Source organism: Phaeovulum vinaykumarii (assembly GCF_900156695.1).
GTDB classification, from domain to species: domain Bacteria; phylum Pseudomonadota; class Alphaproteobacteria; order Rhodobacterales; family Rhodobacteraceae; genus Bieblia_A; species Bieblia_A vinaykumarii.
Window position 1 is genome coordinate 205,481 of the sequence record NZ_FTOM01000002.1, and the last position, 16,342, is coordinate 221,822.

Consider the following 16,342-nt stretch of genomic DNA (forward strand, 5'->3'; position numbering starts at 1 on the left):
TCGCGTCCCTTGCGCGGGCGGGGGGGGGGGATTGGAGGCGCCAGGCGGTGTGCGCCCCCCTCATGCGAAAACGCCCCGCGGCCGGGGCCACGGGGCGTTTCAAGACTCCAGATTGGGGCGGGGGTCAGGGCGTGTCCTGGCGCACGATATCGGGGATCAGCACATCCGAGACCGTGTTGCCCATCAGCTTCTGGGCGGTCTCGAGAAGCGCGCGGCGCAGGACCGACATGTTCTCGGATTCGGTGAAGGCGCCGCGGAAGCCGCCCGAATTGGCGTGGTTGAACAGAACTTGCAGGAAGCTGTCGCGCAGCTTGGGTTCCATTCGGAAGACCTGTTCGGTGGCGCCCGGCTTGACCTCGAGGCTCAGCGACAGGATGACCAGCGAATTGATGCCGCCGCCTTCGACGACCGGCACGATAAACTGGTTGTTGAGCTTCACGTATTCGAACTGGGGTTCGGTTTCCTCGGGCGGGGTTTCCTCGGCATGTTCGGCGGGCTGTTCGGCCGGGCCGCAGGGCTCGAGCGCGGCTTCCTCCTTGGGCGGGGGACGCAGCATGAGGCCCGCGCCGATACCGGCGCCCAGGCCGATGACGGCCAGGATGATCGGGATGAGCTTGCGCATGGGGGCGTTTCCTCAGAAGGGCAGGATGATGTCGGCGATCTGTTGTCCGTAGCGGGGCTGCTGGACATCGGTGATCTGACCGCGGCCGCCATAGGAGATGCGCGCCCCGGCGATCTTGTCATAGGTGATCTCGTTCTGGCGGCTGATGTCGCCGGGCCGCACGAAGCCCGAGACGATCAGCTCGCGCACCTCGTAGTTCACGCGGACCTCCTGCTTGCCCTCGATGCGCAGCACGCCGTTGGGCAGACGTTCGGTGATGGTCGCGGCAACGCGCAGGGTCATCTTTTCCTTGCGCGAGACCGAGCCGTCGCCCTGATAGCTGGAGTTCGAGCTGGTCGAGACCGCATCGGCCATGCTGGCACCTTCGGGCAGGCGGGGGTCCAGGCGCTGGGGAATGCCCAGGAATTGCGGGATCCCCATCGAATCGCTGCCCGAGCGCGAGCGGCCGGTCGAATTCGAGATCTCGGCCTTTTCGTCGATCTCGATGACCACGGTCAGGATGTCGCCGCGTTCGCTGGCGCGCCGGTCCCCCAGAAGCGAGCTGCGCCCGCCCGACCACAACGACGAGCCGCCGGTGGGGTCGGTGCTGGTGGACAGGCTGGTGGGCAGCGCGGCCGAGGTCATGGCGAAATATTCGTTCGACCGCTCGACCGGGGTCAGGGCGGGCGCGCGGCCCACATCCTCGAGCCGGCCACAGGCGGCGATGGGGATCATGGAAAGGATCAGCAGCGTTCTGCGCATCATGTCCTCGAACAGGCTGGTGCCGGCGCCTCAGGGGCCGGGATTGACGATAAGCGTGCCGTCGGGTTCAACGCGCGCGGTGATGGTGGTGCGCGAGGCGAGGTTCATCACCCGCACATAGTCGCCGGGGGCAGCACGATCGAGCGCGCGGCCTTCGGCGGTGATGGACAGCGGCCCGCGGCGATAGTTGAGCGAGACGATCTGATTGCGCGCGATGATCGCGGCGGGGCCGACGTCGGCGGTGCGGATCGGCCGGCCGGCGTAGATGGTGACGCGGGTCTCGAGGCCGATGGCCTCCTCGGGGCGGGTCAGGGCCCCCGGCATGTCGCCGTCGACGACAGCGATATCCGAGGGCGAGATCACCGATTGCGCGCGCAGATTGCCCGCGGCGATCAGGATGTCGGCATGACCCGCGCTCGCCAGCAGCGAAAAGAGAACGATCAGGGCAAGGAATTCACGGCCTGGCATCAGCGCACCTGCGTGGTTGCGCCAAGCATCTGGTCGGCGGCGGTGATGACCTTGGCGTTCAGTTCATAGCCGCGCTGGGCCTTGATCAGCTCGGTGATCTCGCGCACCGCATCGACAGAGCTTTCCTCCAGATAGCCCTGGCGCAGCGTGCCCAGCCCGTCCTGGCCGGGGGTGGTGATGTTGGGCGCGCCCGAGGCCGAGGTCTCGCGGAAGAGGTTCGAGCCCATCGCCTCGAGGCCCTTTTCGTTGGTGAAACCGGCCAGCGTGATCTGCCCCAGAAGCTGGGGCTGGGTCTGGTTGGTGAAATAGGCGTAGACCTCGCCCGAGGCATTGATGGCGACCGCGGTCGCGTCATCGGGGATGGTGATGCCGGGCGCGAGCGCGAAGCCGTCCGAGGTGACGATCTGACCATCGGCCGAGCGTTTCAGCGACCCGTCGCGGGTATAGGCCGATTCGCCCGAGGGCAGCGTGACCTCGAGGTATCCATACCCGTCGATGGCGATATCGAGATCGCCGCCGGTCTGCGTCAGCGACCCCTGCGACAGGTTCACCGAAATGGCCGCCGGCCGCACGCCCAGGCCCAGCTGCACGCCGGTGGGCACGATGGTGCCGTCATTGGCGGTCACGGTGCCGGGGCGGGTCATCTGCTGGTAATGCAGGTCGGCGAATTCGGCCCGCCGCGGGTTGTAGCCGGTGGTGGACATGTTGGCGAGGTTGTTCGAAATCACCTCGACCCGCGTCTGCTGGGCGCTCATGCCGGTGGCGGCGATCTGCAAGGCACGCATGGATCAGGCTCCTTCTCAGCGCGACAGGGTGGAAATGACGGCGCGGATGCGTTGATCCTCGCGGTCCAGGAAGTTCTGGCCCATCTCGTAGGCGCGTTGGACCTCGATCATCCGGGTGATCTCGGTGATCGGATCGACGTTCGATTCCTCGACGAAACCTTGCAGGATCGTGCCCTGATCGTAGGGCTCGTATCCGGCATCCGACGAGAAGCGCGTGCCGCCCTGATGGATCAGCCCGTTGGGGTCGGTGGGCAGGAACAGCCCGACCTGGCCGATCGGTTCGCCATCGGCCGAGACGGTGCCGTCGCGCCCGATCGAGACCTGGGTGTTGGTCGGCACGAAGACCGGACCGCCACCCGAATCGAGCAGCCGGTAACCGTCGAGCGTGACCAGCTCGCCCTCGGGCGAAGGCACGAAGCTGCCCGCGCGGGTCAACTGGTTGCCCTGCGGCGTCTCGATCTGGAAGAAGCCCTCGCCCTGGATCGCCAGGTCGAAGGTGCCGCCGGTGGGCGACAGCGGGCCCTGCGCCTGGTTGATGAGACGGGCGCTGGCATCGCCCATCGACAGCGAGGGTTCGGCGTTGTTCAGGTCGGCGACATATTCCGAGAAGATCACGCCTTCCTTGCGGAAACCGGCCGTCGAGACGTTGGCGATGTTGTTGGACACCGCGCGCATCTCGCGCATCAGCCCCGATTGCCGGGTCAATGCGGTATAGATGGCGTTATCCATGGCTCAGCCTCCGATGATCTGGGGGATGATCCCGTCGGTGAAGAAGGCCACCAGCGCTTCGGACATGAACGACATCGACACCCAGAAGACGGCGAGCATCGCACCCACCTTCGGCACGAAGGTCAGCGTCATCTCCTGCACCGAGGTCAGCGCCTGGAAGAGGCCGATGGCCACGCCGGCGACCAGCGCGACCGCCAGGAGGGGGGCCGAGATCAGCACCGCGACCCCCAGGGCCTGGCGCATCGTGTCGAAGAAGATGGCCTGTTCCATGGCTCAGACCGGCATCCGCAGGATTTCCTGATAGGCCTCGACGACCTTGTCGCGGACCGTCACGGCCGTCTCCACGGCCAGTTCGGTCTGCGCCAGCGCGGTCACCAGCGAATGCGGGTCGGCCCCGCCGGTCATCGCGGCCTTGGCCGTCTGTTCGCCATGCTGGAGCGCCTGGGCGAAACTGTCGAAGGCCTGCCCGGCGAGGTTCTGCCCCGACCCGGACGAAAGACCGGTTTGCGCTTCGGTTGCGGGCCGCGCCTGCGCATAGGCCTTTGCGGCGATATTGGTCGTGAAATCCATTCTGGACCTCCTTGCGGTTAGCGGCGCAGAAGATCGCTCAGGGACGACGACATCTGCCGCGCCTGATCGAACATCTTCAGATTCGCCTCGTAGCTGCGCTGCGCTTCGCGCGCGTCAGCGATCTCGACCACCAGATCGACGTTCGAGCCGTCGTAGTAGCCATTGTCGTCGGCCAGCGGATGGCCGGGGTCGTAGATTCGGGTCAGCTCCCGCCGGTCCAGTTCGACGGGGCCCACCTTGACCCCCCCCGTGGCCACGCCGCCCTCCATCACCTCCTGAAAGGCGACGGTCTTGCGGTGGTAGCCGGGGGTGTCGGCATTGGCGATGTTCTCGGAGACATGGCGCAGGCGCTGGGATTGGGCCTGCATTGCCGAAGCCGAGAGCTTGAGAGAGGTCGAAAAATCACTCATGACTCAGGTCCTATTTGCGTCCGATGCTCATCCGGAGGATATCGAGCGAGGATTTGTAGACAGAGAGCGCGCGGTCGTGCTGGCGCTGCACATCGACGGCGGTGACCATCTCGGCCTCGAGCGAGACCGAGTTTCCGTTGGGCGACATCGATTCGGGGGACTGGCGTTCCTGAACGGCCGCCTCGAAGCTGGAAGACGCCCCCAGATGCCCGGCCCGCGTGGCGCGCATGTCGCCGCCGTGTTCGGCGCGGTAGGTTTCGGCAAAGGGGGCAACATCGCGGGCGCGATACCCGGGGGTATCCGCGTTGGCGATATTCTGGGATACTGCGTTCAGGCGCAGCGCGGCATGAGAGGCCGACGCCTGGGCGATCCGGAATACATCAAGTTTGTCGAACATCGGGGCTTCTCCTCCGAGCTATCAACCTTGTTTTAAAATCGAATCGTTTAGAAAACGTTTCGAGAACACAGGAGGACAGAATGGCCCCGAACGAACTCGATCTGCTGCGCGCGGAGATCTCGCGCTATGCCTCGGTGCGCCGCGTCGGCCAGGTGACCGAGGTCGCGGGCGGGGCCATCGCGCTGTCGGGGCTGGCCAATCGCGCCACGCTGGGCGATCGCGTCCAGATCGAGACCGCCGCGGGCCGCAGCCTGGGCGCCGAGGTGCTGTCGCTCCAGCCGGGGCGGGTGGTGGTGCTGCCCGACGGCTCGCCCGAGGGGGTGGCCATCGGCGACCGGGCCGAGCTGATCGGACGCGCGGGGATCTCGCCCGACCGGTCCTGGGTGGGGCGCATCGTCGACCCCTTCGGCCAGTCGCTCGACGGCCGTCCCCTGATGCGCGGGCGCGAGGAACGCGACCTGCGCACGCCGCCCCCCCCCGCCGCGCGCCGCCGCCGGCTGGGCCAGCGTCTGGAAACCGGCCTGGCCATCTTCAACACCATGCTGCCCCTGGTGCGCGGCCAGCGGATCGGCCTTTTCGCCGGCTCGGGCGTGGGCAAGTCCTCGCTTCTGGGCAAGTTCGCGCGCGGGGTCGATGCCGATGTCGTGGTGATCGCGCTGATCGGCGAACGCGGGCGCGAGCTGCGCGAATTCGTCGAGGAAACGCTGGGCACCGAGGGGATGGCGCGCGCCGTCGTCGTGGCCGCGACCTCGGATCAGTCGCCGCTGGTGCGCCGGCGCTGCGCCTGGGCGGCGATGGCGGTGGCCGAATATTTCCGCGACCTGGGCCAGCATGTGCTGTTCCTGGCCGACAGCGTGACCCGCTTTGCCGAAGCCCACCGCGAGGTGGCGCTGGCGGGGGGCGAGCCGCCGTCGCTGCGCGGCTATCCGCCCTCGACCTCGCATCAGATCATGGCGCTGGGCGAACGCGCGGGCCCCGGCCCCGAAGGCTCGGGCGATATCACGGCGGTCTTCTCGGTGCTGGTGGCGGGCTCGGACATGGACGAGCCGGTGGCCGATATCCTGCGCGGCGTGCTGGATGGTCACGTCGTGCTGGACCGCGCCATTGCCGAACGCGGGCGTTTTCCGGCCATCGACCTGTTGCGGTCGGTGTCGCGTTCGCTGCCGCATGCGGCCAGCGAACAGGAAAACAGCCTGATCGGGCAGGCGCGGCGGCTTCTGGGGGCCTATGAGCGGGCCGAGATGATGGTGCAGGCGGGGCTTTACGTGTCGGGCTCGGATCCGGTGATCGACAAGGCGATCCGGATCTGGCCGGGGCTTGATGGCTTCATCTCGGAAGACGAACCCGGCACCACCGCCGACAGTTTCGCCCGGCTGGCGCGCTGCCTCTCACCCAAGAGCTGAGCCGCCGGGCCCCCGGTTCAGCTCGGCGCCCCCAGCCGGGCAAAGCGCGCCGCGCCGGAATTGTCGAAGAAGGCCACCGTTTCGGGCGGGCAGAGCGGCCCGCTGCCCGACGCGGCCACCAGCTCGGCCACCTCGGCCAGGACGACCTCGGTGATGAAGGGCAGGTTCAGCGCCCGCGCCTGATCGAGCCCGACCCAATGCAGATGCGAAAGCTCGTCGCAGGCGCGCGAGAAATCGTCGGGGTCGCTGGCCAGCTCGGCGACATCGAGCATGAAGAACCGCGCATCGAACCGCCGCGGCCGTCCGGGCGGCGTGATCGCGCGAAAGACGAAGCGCAGCGCCGCGGCCGAGGGGCGAAGCCCCATCCCGGCAAAGCCGCGCCAATCCTCGGGGGGCGTGCCCGGCCAAGCGCCGGGGCAGCCCAGCGCCAGCCCGGTTTCCTCCCACAATTCGCGGATGGCGGCGACGGCCAGCGCCGGCACCAGATCGGGGCGGGCGTCGGGCCGCAGCTCCTGCGCCAGCCGCGCCGCGCAGGCATCGGGCAGGGGGGCTGCCAGCGCCACCGCGCCATCGCCGGCATCGACCGCGCCGCCCGGAAAGACATATTTCGACGGCATGAAGGCCGCGCCCGCCCCGCGCTGGCCCATCAGCACGCGCGGGCCCGGCCCGTCGCGGCGCAGCACCAGCACGCTGGCGGCATCGCGCAGCGCGTCCGCGCGCGGACGGGCGGTGGGGTCGGGGCGGGCGGAAGGCGTCGAGGCGCTGTCGGACATGGGCTTCCTTTCTTCGCAGGCCCCCAGATTAGGCGGGCCGTCCGCGCAGGAAAAGCCCGCGCGTGACGGTCTGGGCGACGGAAACGCCCGCGGCGCCCGTTTGGTTCCATGTCAGGGCGGAGGGAGATCCGCCGGGGAGAGTGAAAAGGAGTGACGAGATGAAGATGAATCGTTTCTGGTCGGCCGGCGTGTCGGCTCTGGTTGCCGCGGGCGTTCTGGGCACGGTGCTTCCGGCCATGGCCAATGACGCGCCGGTGGCGCCGCGGGCCGGGGCCATGGGCCCGGCGATGGACGGTGCGCCCCTGATGCGCCGCGGCGTGATCGACCTGATGACGCTCGATGCCGATGGCGATGGCCGGGTCACGCCCGAGGAGATCGCCGCCGGCCGTGCCGCCAAGGTGGCCGGGATCGACGCCGACAAGGATGGCAAGATCTCGCAGGCGGAACTGGTCGCCCAGTCGATGGCGCGTCACCGCGAGGTCGCCGAACGCATGGCCGCCGAGCGGATCAAGGCGCAGGATGCCGACGGCGACGGCCTGTTGTCGGCCGAGGAGCTGCTGGCCCGCCCCGCGCCCAGCGCCAGGCTGTTCGACCGGCTTGACCGCAACGATGACGGCGCGCTGGATCGGGACGAACTGGCACGGGCGCAAGCGCGCATGGACCGCCATTTCGGCCGCGACCGTGACCGCGGCGACCGCTTTGCCCACCGCATGTCGCCCTGGGGCAAGGATTGCGACCGCGGCGCGCCGATGGCGCCGCCCGCCAACGCGCCGGCCGAATAAGGCCCGGCTCTGCCGCGTGGGTCCGGTGCGCCGGGGCCACGCGGTGGTTGCGTGACCGCAGGCCAGACGATACGCCGGAGGCGCATGGACATGGCATTCGACGCTTTGGGCGAGGCCTCGGACGAGGCGCTCGTGGTTCTCTTCGCCGGGGGTGACCCCGCGGCGGCGCGGGCCCTGACATTGCGGCTGGTGCCCTTGGCGGTGCGGGTGGCGCGGCGGATGCTGGGGGACGCGGCCGAGGCCGAGGATGTGGCGCAGGAGGCGCTGCTGCGTCTTTGGAAGGTCGCCCCCGAATGGCGTCAGGGCGAGGCACGGGTCTCGACCTGGCTCTATCGGGTGGTGTCGAACCTGTGCATCGACCGATTGCGCCGCCGCCGGTCGGTGGGGATCGACGCGATTGCCGAACCGGCGGACGACCGGCCCTCGGCAACGGAAGGGCTGATCGCGGCCGATCGTGCCGCAGCCCTGGAAGCGGCGCTGGCGGCGTTGCCCGAACGGCAGCGTCAGGCGGTGGTGCTGCGGCATCTCGAGGGGTTATCGAACCCCGAGATTGCCGAGATCATGGAGGTGGGCGTCGAGGCTGTCGAAAGCCTCACCGCTCGGGGGAAACGGGCGCTGGCCGCGGCCTTGGCGGGACGGCGCGAGGAATTGGGGTATGGTCATGACTGAAGCCGGGACCGATGGCGGGCACGACCCGCTCGACGCCTTTCTCGTGGCCGCGCGGGCGCATCCGCCCGAGCCGTCCGCAGCCCTTCTGGCACGGGTTCTGAGCGACGCCGAGGCCGTGCAGGCGGGGTTCGAGGCCGGCCCGTCCCGGGCAGGCGAGGCCCTGCCCGGTGCCGCGGACGTTTCGGCGGGGCTCTGGGCCGGCCTCGCGGCGGCGCTGCGTGATGCGGTCGGTGGATGGCGCGCCATGGGCGGCATGGCGACGGCGGCGGTCACGGGGGTCTGGATCGGCATGGCCGGGGCCGACAGCCTGTCGATCGCGGCCGGCGGGCTGTGGGGCGGCGGCGCCATGAGCGCCTCGGCCACGACGCTGAGCCTCATCCCCGATGACAGTGACAGCTTCATGCTGGCCATGGAGCTGGAGGGCTGAAAATGACCCAAACCCCGGAAAAGGCGCCCCGCCAGGGGGGCAGGACCCGCGTGCTGTTGATCGCGTCGCTGACGCTGAACCTGCTGGTGGTGGGCATTGTCCTGGGCGGCATGATCGCCCGTCGTGACGGGCCGCCCCGGCCGCCGGTCGGCGATATCAGCATCGGCGCCTTTACCGAGGCCCTGACGCATGAGGACCGGCGCCGGATGTGGAAAGAGGCCATGAGTGCGGGGCTGGATTTCCGCGCCATGCGCAAGGCCGTGCAGACCGAGCACAAGGCGCTGCTTGCGGCCTTGCGCGCCGAGACCTGGGACGCCAGCGCGCTGACGGCGGTGTTCGATGCCAACAATGCGCGCATCCGCGAACGCATGGATCTGGGTCAGCGGCTTCTGGCCGAACGTGTGGCGGAAATGAGCCTCGAGGAACGCCGCGCCTTTGCCGATCGGTTCGAAGCCGCCTTGCGGCGCGGGCCGCCCGGACCGCCGCGCCGCGATGATCGCGGGCCGCGGCCGGGGATGGGGCCGGGGCCTGACCCGGCCGGAAGGGCGCCGGTCGGGCCGCAGGGGGACGCGCCGATGCCGGTGCCGCCGGACATGCCCGAGGCCCCTGCCCCCGAAGCCCCCGCCCCCGAAGTTCCCGACATGCCCGCCGCGCAGTGATCGCGCTGCGGTCCGGGCGTGGGGTCAAGGGGCGCGCCGGTTCCGGGTCAGTCGCGCAAGCTTAGCCCCGAGCGGGTCACGAGATCGCGCGCCAGCCGCCGGATCTGGGCATCGGGCAGGCGGTCGCGGTCCATGACGTCGAGCCCCATCTCGGGGCTTTCCCCCAAGGCCGTGCCGCCGCCCTCGGGGGTGGCGAACCAGCTCAGGCGGACCCGCAGCGTGCGCGGGTTGGGCTGGGCGATCTCGGCGCGGATCAGCGCCGCCGCCCCCGGCGCCAGCCGCGCGGCGATCTCGGCCGAGAGCGCGGCGCAGAAGGTTTCAGCGCCCATATCGGCGCCCTTGCCCGGCGTGACCCTGCATTCCACGCGCGGCATCGCCGGTTGCGATCCTGCCTCGGCCATCATTTCCCCTGCTGTCCCCCCTGCCATCCATGTGCCCGCCAGCACGACCCCCGCAACAGACATAACCGCCAGGACGCGGCGCGGCGTGGCCAGGAGGAGGTTGCGAAGGGGCGTGGGGACGGGCGCTTTCATGGCCCTCAGGCTAGGCGCGCGCGCAGCCCCTGTAAAGCCAGGGGGCCAGCGCATGAAAAACGCCCCCGGAGCGCATCTCCGGGGGCGTTCGATCCTGCGATGCGGGGCGGCGATCAGCCGATCGCGGCGGCCTTCACGTCGTCGTCGATGAAGGGCACGTATTGGGCGAAGTTCTCGGCGAACATCTTGACCAGTTTCTCGGCCTGCGCGTCATAGGCGGCCGGGTCGGCCCAGGTCGCGCGCGGATCGAGAAGCGTGCTGTCCACGTCATGCACGGCCACCGGCACGTCAAAGCCGAAGTTCGGATCCTTGCGGAATTCGGCGTTGTTGAGCGAGCCATCCAGCGCCGCGGTCAGCAGCGCGCGGGTGGCCTTGATCGGCATCCGCTTGCCCACGCCATAGGCGCCGCCGGTCCAGCCGGTGTTGACCAGCCAGCAGGTCGCGCCGTTGGCGTTGATCTTTTCCTGAAGCAGCTTGCCATAGACCTCGGGGCGGCGCGGCATGAAGGGCGCGCCGAAGCAGGTCGAGAAGGTCGGGATCGGCTCGACCACGCCGACCTCGGTGCCCGGCGTCTTCGAGGTGAAGCCCGACAGGAAGTGATACATCGCCTGCGCCGGGGTCAGCCGCGCGATCGGCGGCAGCACGCCATAGGCGTCGCAGGTCAGCATGATGACGTTCTTGGGATGCCCGCCCAGCGAGGTTTCCGAGGCGTTCGAGATGTAGTCCAGCGGATAGGCGCAGCGGGTGTTCTCGGTCAGGCTGGTGTCGGCGAAATCGAGGTCCAGCGTGTCCTTGTCGAACACCATGTTCTCGACCACGGTGGCGAATTTCGAGGTGGTCGCGTAGATCTCGGGTTCGGCCTCGGCCGACAGGTTGATCGTCTTGGCGTAGCAGCCGCCCTCGAAGTTGAAGGTGCCCTTTTCCGACCAGCCGTGCTCGTCGTCGCCGATCAGCGTGCGCGAGGAATCGGCCGACAGCGTGGTCTTGCCGGTGCCCGACAGGCCGAAGAAGATGGCGGTGTCATCGGTGTTGCCGATCGCGTGGTTGGCCGAGCAGTGCATCGCCATCACGCCCTTGCCGGGCAGGATGTAGTTCAGCAGCGTGAAGACCGATTTCTTGATCTCGCCGGCATAGGCGGTGTTGCCGACCAGGATCAGCTTCTTGGCGAAGTTCAGCGCCACCACCGTTTCGGTGCGGCAGCCGTGGCGCGCCGGGTCGGCCTTGAAGGTCGGACAGTTGATGATGGTGAATTCGGCCTCGAAGCTGGCCAGTTCCTCGGCGGCGGGGCGGCGCAGCAGGTGGCGCGCGAACAGCCCGTGCCAGGCCATCTCGGTGATGACGCGGACATCCAGGCGGTGCTCGGGGTCGGCGCCGGCATAGAGATCCTCGACGAAATAGTCGCGGCCCTTCATGTGCGCCAGCATGTCGGCATGGAGCAGGTCAAAGGCCTCGGGGGCCATGGGGGCGTTGTTTTCCCACCAGATCGTGTCTTCGACTTCGGGGGTGCGGACGACGAACTTGTCCTTGGGCGAGCGGCCGGTATGCTTGCCGGTCGAGCAGTAGAAGGCGCCCCCCTTGCCCAGCGTGCCTTCGCCGCGTTCGATGGCGGCTTGCACAAGCGCCGGCTCGATCAGGTTGTAATAGACATTCCCGAGGTCGGTGATGCCCTGATCCTCCAGGCGTTTCGCCGGGTTCACACGTCCAATGATCATCTCAAGCTCCCGATGCCGATCATATCACGGCGGTTCGATATCCTCCCGGCGCCCCGCGCTTGCCGGGGGCCGATCCCGGCCTGACGGGCCGGCACGGGCGCCCTATAACATGACAGGGAAATGAAGAAACAGCGCGGTTGCCGCAGTTAGCGAAAACATGGTCGGGTTAGCGCAATCAGCACGGGAAGGTGAGGCAAATTAGTCGAACCTTGAGGTTTTTTCGGTCCCATCAAGGGGTCTGGAGGCTGCGATTCGCGGTTTTGGTTGATTCCGCGCGACCGAAGCCGGATTATGTCGCAAAACGACCAATAACACAGAGCAGCTAAGGATCTCGCATATGTCTCGTATCGCGCTGGTCGATGACGACAGGAATATCCTGACTTCGGTTTCGATGACCCTCGAGGCCGAGGGGTTCGAGGTGGAAACCTACAACGACGGGCAATCGGCGCTGGATGCCTTCAACAAGCGCCTGCCCGACATGGCCGTTCTCGACATCAAGATGCCGCGCATGGACGGCATGGACCTGTTGCAGCGCCTGCGCCAGAAGACGTCGATGCCGATCATCTTCCTGACCTCGAAGGATGACGAGATCGACGAGGTTCTGGGCCTGCGCATGGGCGCCGACGATTACGTCAAGAAACCCTTCAGCCAGCGGCTTCTGGTCGAGCGCATCCGCGCGCTCCTGCGCCGCCAGGAGGCCATCTCGACCGGCGAGGTCGCCACGACCGAGGACACCAAGGTCATGGTGCGCGGCTCGCTGACCATGGATCCCTTGCGCCATTCGGTGACCTGGAAGGGCAAGGAGGTCACGCTGACCGTGACCGAATTCCTGCTGCTTCAGGCGCTGGCGCAGCGCCCCGGCTTCGTCAAGAGCCGCGATCAGCTGATGGATGTGGCCTATGACGATCAGGTCTATGTGGATGACCGCACCATCGACAGCCATATCAAGCGCTTGCGCAAGAAGATGCGCAGCGCCGATGACGAATTCTCGGCGATCGAGACGCTCTATGGCATCGGCTATCGCTACAACGAGGAATAAGAGCCGGTAGACGCGCGCATGAGCATCGCTGCACGCATAGGGCGCCTGCGCCCGCGCAAGGGACGCCGGGACCACCCGCAGGTGGTTCTGGGCGAGGATTGGGACGCCCCCGAGGATTCGGTGGACACCGAGCTGCGCGAGGGCCGTGCCCGGCGCGGGATGGTGTCGCTGAACCGCTCGCCGCTGGCGCGCAAGATCATCATCTACAACCTGATGGCCATGCTGGTGCTGGTTTCGGGGGTGCTTTACGTCAACCCGTTCCGCGACAGCCTGGTGATCCAGCGCGAAAGCGCGATGGTCGCCGAGGCGATGCTGGCCGCCGATGTCTTCGAGGCCCGCCTTCTGTCCGGAGAGACCGGGCCCGCGGGGGCGCCGCTGCCCGATCCTGCCGAAACGCTGGGTCTGATCGAGCGCAACTCGGGCGCCGAGATCTATGTCTTCGCCCCTGATGCCGCGATCCTGGCCACCACCGAAGGCCAGCCCCGGCGCGCCGATGATCTGGTGCTGGGCCTGGGCCGCGATGCCCGTTCGACCGTCATCACCGACATGCTGAACCGGCTCTGGGACGGGATGGCGCGTCTGGTCACGCCCCCGCCCGACCGCGCTGCGCCGGCCGATGCGCGCGCGCTTCTGCGCGAGATGCTGCCCGCCGCGCTTTCGGGGCACACGCAGGTCACCTCGCAGCGCACCGCCTCGGGCGAGACCATCTTCGCCGTCGTCACCCCGCTCGAGCATGACGAGCGGGTGATCGCGGTGATCGGCCTCAGCTCGCTGGCCGGCGAGATCGACGCCCTGGTCCGGGCCGAGCGCGAGCAGGTGCTTCAGATGTTCGTCGTCTCGATGATCGTGTCGATCACGCTGTCGCTGGTGCTGGCCGCAACGATCGCCAATCCCATTTCCGACATGGCCGCCGCCGCCGAGCTGGGCCGCGACAAGAACGCCCGCAAGATGAGCCCGTCGCGCGTGCGCATTCCCGACCTGACCGCCCGCCCCGACGAGATCGGGCGGCTGTCGGGGGCGATGCGGGGCATGGTGGCCGCGCTCTATGACCGGATCGACTCGAACGAGCAATTCGCCGCCGACGTGGCGCATGAGATCAAGAACCCGCTGGCCAGTCTGCGCTCGGCGGTGGCCTCGCTGCGCCTGGCGCGGCGCGACGATCAGCGCATGCGGCTTCTGGACGTGATCGACCATGACGTGCGCCGGCTCGACAGGCTGGTGTCGGATATCTCGAACGCCTCGCGGCTCGACAGCGAATTGGTCAAGGAGGAGGAGGAGAGCTTCGACCTTCTCAAGATGCTGGGCAACCTGACCGAGCATCTGGGCAAGCAGGCCGCCGAGAAGGGCGTTGATTTCATCACCGACTTGCCGCGCAATCCGATCGTGATCCAGGGGCTCGAGGCGCGTCTGGCGCAGGTCTTCGTGAACCTGATCACCAATGCCATTTCCTTCTGCGAGGATGGCGATGCGGTGCGCGTCTGGGCCCGCAAGCGCGAGAACCGTGTGCTGGTCGTGGTCGAGGATACCGGCCCCGGCATCCCCGAACAGGCGCTGACCAAGGTGTTCAACCGCTTCTATTCCGAACGCCCCCCGGGCCAGTTCGGCGAACATTCGGGCCTGAGGCTGGCCATCTCGAAACAGATCGTCGAGGCCCACGGCGGCGTGATCTGGGCCGAGAACATCAAGCCCACCGATGCCGATGTGACCTCGGAGCCGCTGGGCGCGCGCTTCGTGGTGGGCCTGCCGGTCTGACGGGCGATGGCGCAGGCGCAGGCCGGACCGAGCGATGTTCCCGTCGGGACGGGCCCCGCCGCCCCCGGCGAGGCCCTGACGCTGCATGCCAGCTGCGTGGCCTGGGGTGGGCGGGCGCTGCTGCTGGCCGGGCCTTCGGGGGCGGGCAAATCCACGCTGGCGCTGGCGATGATGGCGCTGGGCGCCGATCTGGTGGCCGATGACCGCACCGTGCTGCGCGCCACGGGCGACGGGCTGAGCGCCGAGGCCCCCGCCCCCATCCGCGGCCGGATCGAGGCGCGCGGGATCGGCATCCTGGCCGCGCCGGCGGTGGGGCCGGTGCCGGTGGCGGGCCTGGTCGATCTGGCGCGCGACGAGACCGAACGCCTGCCGCCCGATCGCAGGACTGTCCTTCTTGGCAGGTCCATCCCCCTTGTGCTGCGGGTGCGAAATGCGCATTTTTCTGCGGCACTCATCCAGTTCCTGAAAGGAGGGCGTGTCGCATGAGCGCCGCGCACGAAGCGGAGACGGACGGCATTCAACGGGTGGTCTTCGTGACCGGCCCGTCGGGGGCCGGGCGCTCGACGGCGATCGCCGCGCTCGAGGATCTGGGCTATGAGGCCATCGACAACTTGCCGCTGTCGCTGGTGCCGCGGCTTCTGGACGGCCCGCCGCTGGGCCATCCGATCGCGCTGGGCATCGACGTGCGCAACCGTGATTTCGCCGTCGCCCGCCTGATCGAGCTGATCGACCGGCTGACCCGCGATCCGGGGCTGACGCTCGAGGTGCTCTATCTCGATTGCAGCGCCGAGGAATTGCTGCGCCGCTTCTCCGAGACCCGGCGCCGGCATCCGCTGGCCCCCGCCGCCACCCCCGAAGACGGCATCGCGCAGGAATACGACCTGCTGGCGCCGATCCGGGTGCGCGCCGATATCCTGATCGACACGACCGGCATGACCCCGCACGAGGCCAAGGCCGAGGTGGCGCGCTGGTTCGGCACCCAGGGGCGGGCGCATCTGGCGGTGTCGGTGCACAGCTTTTCCTACAAGCGGGGCGTGCCGCGCGGGCTGGATCTGATGTTCGACTGCCGCTTTCTGGACAATCCCCATTGGGTGCCCGAGTTGCGCGGTCTGGACGGGCGCGACCCGCGCGTGGCCGCGCATGTCGCCGCCGATCCGCGGCATGGCGACTTCATGGCGCATCTGATGGGGCTGATCGAATTTCTGCTGCCCGCCTCCGAGGCCGAGGGCAAGGCGCATCTGGCCATCGGCTTTGGCTGCACCGGCGGCCAGCATCGGTCGGTTTCCGTTGCGGAAAAGGTCGCCCATGGCCTTGCAGAGAAGGGGTGGCGGGTGTCTATACGTCACCGCGAGCTTGAGCGCCGCGCCCAGGCCGAGGGGCGCGCCGCCGCCTTGGTCGAAGGTGCGGCAGGCCCGCAGGCAGCGGCGGGGACCACTTCTGGAACGGGGCGCGGGGCGTGATCGGGATCGTGATCGTGGCACATGGCGGGCTGGCGCGGGAATATCTTGCGGCGGTCGAACATGTGGTGGGCCCGCAGCCCGGCATCCGGGCCATTTCCATCGAGCGCGAGCATTCGCGCAGCGCCAAGCAGGCCGAGATTGCCGATGCGGTCGATGCCGTGGACATGGGCGAAGGTGTTGTCGTGGTGACCGATCTCTATGGCGCCTCGCCCTCGAACCTCAGCCTCATGGCGTGCCAGAATTGCGCGCGCGAGGTGATCTATGGTGCGAACCTGCCGCTTCTCATCAAGCTGGCGAAGTCGCGGCAACTGAACCTGAACGACGCCGTCGAGGCGGCGCTGGGGGCCGGGCGCAAATATATCGACAGCATCCGCACCGGCGCGCCCCGCGAGGGCTGAGACGGTGCCGGAG

General features: G+C 68.4%; 22 protein-coding genes. 10 read left to right on the top strand and 12 right to left on the bottom strand.

All coding sequences use genetic code 11. The features are described 5' to 3' along the window. Positions 1–124: 124 nt before the first annotated feature. Genes BW949_RS05285 through BW949_RS05325 form a run of 9 tightly spaced genes read right to left on the bottom strand, consistent with a single transcriptional unit; the run spans position 125 to position 4,722 of the window. Positions 125–622: a flagellar basal body-associated FliL family protein gene (locus tag BW949_RS05285; RefSeq protein ID WP_076363906.1), complete on the bottom strand. Its 498-nt coding sequence runs from the start codon at positions 620–622 to the stop codon at positions 125–127. A gap of 12 nt (positions 623–634) precedes the next feature. Beyond that, complete coding sequence (gene flgH / locus BW949_RS05290) at positions 635–1,363, bottom strand: flagellar basal body L-ring protein FlgH (protein ID WP_076364795.1); 729 nt, start codon at positions 1,361–1,363, stop codon at positions 635–637. Between the two features lie 30 nt (positions 1,364–1,393). Then, positions 1,394–1,831, bottom strand: coding sequence for a flagellar basal body P-ring formation chaperone FlgA (flgA, locus tag BW949_RS05295; RefSeq protein ID WP_076363907.1), 438 nt, complete (start codon positions 1,829–1,831; stop codon positions 1,394–1,396). Then, positions 1,831–2,616 carry a flagellar basal-body rod protein FlgG gene (flgG, locus tag BW949_RS05300; RefSeq protein WP_076363908.1) on the bottom strand — a complete coding sequence of 262 codons (786 nt, stop codon included), beginning with the start codon at positions 2,614–2,616 and terminating at the stop codon, positions 1,831–1,833. The genes flgA and flgG overlap by 1 nt, the downstream gene beginning before the upstream one ends. A 15-nt stretch (positions 2,617–2,631) precedes the next feature. Further along, on the bottom strand, positions 2,632–3,345 hold the full coding sequence (locus BW949_RS05305; protein ID WP_076363909.1) for a flagellar hook-basal body complex protein: 714 nt from the start codon (positions 3,343–3,345) through the stop codon (positions 2,632–2,634). 3 nt (positions 3,346–3,348) lie between these two features. Then, positions 3,349–3,615 (bottom strand): flagellar biosynthetic protein FliQ, encoded by a 267-nt coding sequence (locus BW949_RS05310; protein WP_076363910.1) that lies wholly within the window; start codon positions 3,613–3,615, stop codon positions 3,349–3,351. A gap of 3 nt (positions 3,616–3,618) precedes the next feature. Beyond that, a complete protein-coding gene (fliE, locus tag BW949_RS05315; RefSeq protein WP_076363911.1) occupies positions 3,619–3,915 on the bottom strand; it encodes a flagellar hook-basal body complex protein FliE in 297 nt (98 codons plus the stop codon). A 17-nt stretch (positions 3,916–3,932) separates the two neighbouring features. Further along, entirely contained in the window at positions 3,933–4,325 is a 393-nt protein-coding gene (gene flgC, locus BW949_RS05320; RefSeq protein WP_076363912.1) for a flagellar basal body rod protein FlgC, read from the bottom strand. A 10-nt stretch (positions 4,326–4,335) separates the two neighbouring features. Then, positions 4,336–4,722: a FlgB family protein gene (locus tag BW949_RS05325; protein WP_076363913.1), complete on the bottom strand. Its 387-nt coding sequence runs from the start codon at positions 4,720–4,722 to the stop codon at positions 4,336–4,338. An 80-nt stretch (positions 4,723–4,802) separates the two neighbouring features. Between BW949_RS05325 and BW949_RS05330 the strand changes: the two genes are divergently transcribed. Next, complete coding sequence (locus BW949_RS05330) at positions 4,803–6,125, top strand: FliI/YscN family ATPase (RefSeq protein WP_076363914.1); 1,323 nt, start codon at positions 4,803–4,805, stop codon at positions 6,123–6,125. A 17-nt stretch (positions 6,126–6,142) separates the two neighbouring features. Here BW949_RS05330 and BW949_RS05335 read toward each other — a convergent pair whose 3' ends face one another. Further along, entirely contained in the window at positions 6,143–6,898 is a 756-nt protein-coding gene (locus tag BW949_RS05335) for an NUDIX hydrolase (protein ID WP_076363915.1), read from the bottom strand. Between the two features lie 158 nt (positions 6,899–7,056). On the opposite strand from BW949_RS05335, the gene BW949_RS05340 reads away from it, so the two are divergent. The 4 genes from BW949_RS05340 (at position 7,057) to BW949_RS05355 (ending at position 9,435) form a co-directional block, all read left to right on the top strand. Further along, positions 7,057–7,680 carry an EF-hand domain-containing protein gene (locus BW949_RS05340; RefSeq protein WP_076363916.1) on the top strand — a complete coding sequence of 208 codons (624 nt, stop codon included), beginning with the start codon at positions 7,057–7,059 and terminating at the stop codon, positions 7,678–7,680. Positions 7,681–7,764: 84 nt separating this feature from the next. Next, positions 7,765–8,349 carry an RNA polymerase sigma factor gene (locus BW949_RS05345; protein ID WP_076363917.1) on the top strand — a complete coding sequence of 195 codons (585 nt, stop codon included), beginning with the start codon at positions 7,765–7,767 and terminating at the stop codon, positions 8,347–8,349. Continuing rightward, on the top strand, positions 8,342–8,776 hold the full coding sequence (locus tag BW949_RS05350) for a hypothetical protein (RefSeq protein ID WP_076363918.1): 435 nt from the start codon (positions 8,342–8,344) through the stop codon (positions 8,774–8,776). Before BW949_RS05345 ends, BW949_RS05350 begins: the two co-directional genes overlap by 8 nt. Positions 8,777–8,778: 2 nt before the next feature. Then, positions 8,779–9,435 carry a periplasmic heavy metal sensor gene (locus BW949_RS05355; RefSeq protein WP_076363919.1) on the top strand — a complete coding sequence of 219 codons (657 nt, stop codon included), beginning with the start codon at positions 8,779–8,781 and terminating at the stop codon, positions 9,433–9,435. A 47-nt stretch (positions 9,436–9,482) separates the two neighbouring features. Here BW949_RS05355 and BW949_RS05360 read toward each other — a convergent pair whose 3' ends face one another. Then, complete coding sequence (locus tag BW949_RS05360) at positions 9,483–9,836, bottom strand: hypothetical protein (protein ID WP_143524414.1); 354 nt, start codon at positions 9,834–9,836, stop codon at positions 9,483–9,485. 245 nt (positions 9,837–10,081) lie between these two features. Further along, positions 10,082–11,680 carry a phosphoenolpyruvate carboxykinase gene (locus BW949_RS05365; protein ID WP_076363921.1) on the bottom strand — a complete coding sequence of 533 codons (1,599 nt, stop codon included), beginning with the start codon at positions 11,678–11,680 and terminating at the stop codon, positions 10,082–10,084. 337 nt (positions 11,681–12,017) lie between these two features. Here BW949_RS05365 and BW949_RS05370 point away from each other — a divergent pair, with 337 nt between their 5' ends. From BW949_RS05370 to BW949_RS05390, 5 genes are read left to right on the top strand one after another with little or no spacing between them, the layout of a single operon-like run. Then, positions 12,018–12,719: a response regulator transcription factor gene (locus tag BW949_RS05370; RefSeq protein WP_076363922.1), complete on the top strand. Its 702-nt coding sequence runs from the start codon at positions 12,018–12,020 to the stop codon at positions 12,717–12,719. Between the two features lie 18 nt (positions 12,720–12,737). Further along, a complete protein-coding gene (locus BW949_RS05375; RefSeq protein ID WP_083947595.1) occupies positions 12,738–14,471 on the top strand; it encodes a sensor histidine kinase in 1,734 nt (577 codons plus the stop codon). A 6-nt stretch (positions 14,472–14,477) separates the two neighbouring features. Then, positions 14,478–14,957 carry an HPr kinase/phosphorylase gene (locus BW949_RS05380; protein WP_083947596.1) on the top strand — a complete coding sequence of 160 codons (480 nt, stop codon included), beginning with the start codon at positions 14,478–14,480 and terminating at the stop codon, positions 14,955–14,957. Further along, positions 14,954–15,931: an RNase adapter RapZ gene (gene rapZ, locus BW949_RS05385; RefSeq protein ID WP_076363923.1), complete on the top strand. Its 978-nt coding sequence runs from the start codon at positions 14,954–14,956 to the stop codon at positions 15,929–15,931. Before BW949_RS05380 ends, rapZ begins: the two co-directional genes overlap by 4 nt. After that, the gene (locus BW949_RS05390; RefSeq protein WP_076363924.1) at positions 15,928–16,329 is read left to right on the top strand and encodes a PTS sugar transporter subunit IIA; all 402 of its coding nucleotides are present in this window, start codon (positions 15,928–15,930) and stop codon (positions 16,327–16,329) included. Before rapZ ends, BW949_RS05390 begins: the two co-directional genes overlap by 4 nt. Positions 16,330–16,342: the final 13 nt, after the last annotated feature.

Coding starts and splice junctions, on each gene's coding strand:
- BW949_RS05285 (WP_076363906.1), bottom strand. CDS start 622: ATGCGCAAGCTCATCCCGATCATCCTGGCCGTCATCGGCCTGGGCGCC.
- flgH (WP_076364795.1), bottom strand. CDS start 1,363: ATGCGCAGAACGCTGCTGATCCTTTCCATGATCCCCATCGCCGCCTGT.
- flgA (WP_076363907.1), bottom strand. CDS start 1,831: ATGCCAGGCCGTGAATTCCTTGCCCTGATCGTTCTCTTTTCGCTGCTG.
- flgG (WP_076363908.1), bottom strand. CDS start 2,616: ATGCGTGCCTTGCAGATCGCCGCCACCGGCATGAGCGCCCAGCAGACG.
- BW949_RS05305 (WP_076363909.1), bottom strand. CDS start 3,345: ATGGATAACGCCATCTATACCGCATTGACCCGGCAATCGGGGCTGATG.
- BW949_RS05310 (WP_076363910.1), bottom strand. CDS start 3,615: ATGGAACAGGCCATCTTCTTCGACACGATGCGCCAGGCCCTGGGGGTC.
- fliE (WP_076363911.1), bottom strand. CDS start 3,915: ATGGATTTCACGACCAATATCGCCGCAAAGGCCTATGCGCAGGCGCGG.
- flgC (WP_076363912.1), bottom strand. CDS start 4,325: ATGAGTGATTTTTCGACCTCTCTCAAGCTCTCGGCTTCGGCAATGCAG.
- BW949_RS05325 (WP_076363913.1), bottom strand. CDS start 4,722: ATGTTCGACAAACTTGATGTATTCCGGATCGCCCAGGCGTCGGCCTCT.
- BW949_RS05330 (WP_076363914.1), top strand. CDS start 4,803: ATGGCCCCGAACGAACTCGATCTGCTGCGCGCGGAGATCTCGCGCTAT.
- BW949_RS05335 (WP_076363915.1), bottom strand. CDS start 6,898: ATGTCCGACAGCGCCTCGACGCCTTCCGCCCGCCCCGACCCCACCGCC.
- BW949_RS05340 (WP_076363916.1), top strand. CDS start 7,057: ATGAAGATGAATCGTTTCTGGTCGGCCGGCGTGTCGGCTCTGGTTGCC.
- BW949_RS05345 (WP_076363917.1), top strand. CDS start 7,765: ATGGACATGGCATTCGACGCTTTGGGCGAGGCCTCGGACGAGGCGCTC.
- BW949_RS05350 (WP_076363918.1), top strand. CDS start 8,342: ATGACTGAAGCCGGGACCGATGGCGGGCACGACCCGCTCGACGCCTTT.
- BW949_RS05355 (WP_076363919.1), top strand. CDS start 8,779: ATGACCCAAACCCCGGAAAAGGCGCCCCGCCAGGGGGGCAGGACCCGC.
- BW949_RS05360 (WP_143524414.1), bottom strand. CDS start 9,836: ATGGCCGAGGCAGGATCGCAACCGGCGATGCCGCGCGTGGAATGCAGG.
- BW949_RS05365 (WP_076363921.1), bottom strand. CDS start 11,680: ATGATCATTGGACGTGTGAACCCGGCGAAACGCCTGGAGGATCAGGGC.
- BW949_RS05370 (WP_076363922.1), top strand. CDS start 12,018: ATGTCTCGTATCGCGCTGGTCGATGACGACAGGAATATCCTGACTTCG.
- BW949_RS05375 (WP_083947595.1), top strand. CDS start 12,738: ATGAGCATCGCTGCACGCATAGGGCGCCTGCGCCCGCGCAAGGGACGC.
- BW949_RS05380 (WP_083947596.1), top strand. CDS start 14,478: ATGGCGCAGGCGCAGGCCGGACCGAGCGATGTTCCCGTCGGGACGGGC.
- rapZ (WP_076363923.1), top strand. CDS start 14,954: ATGAGCGCCGCGCACGAAGCGGAGACGGACGGCATTCAACGGGTGGTC.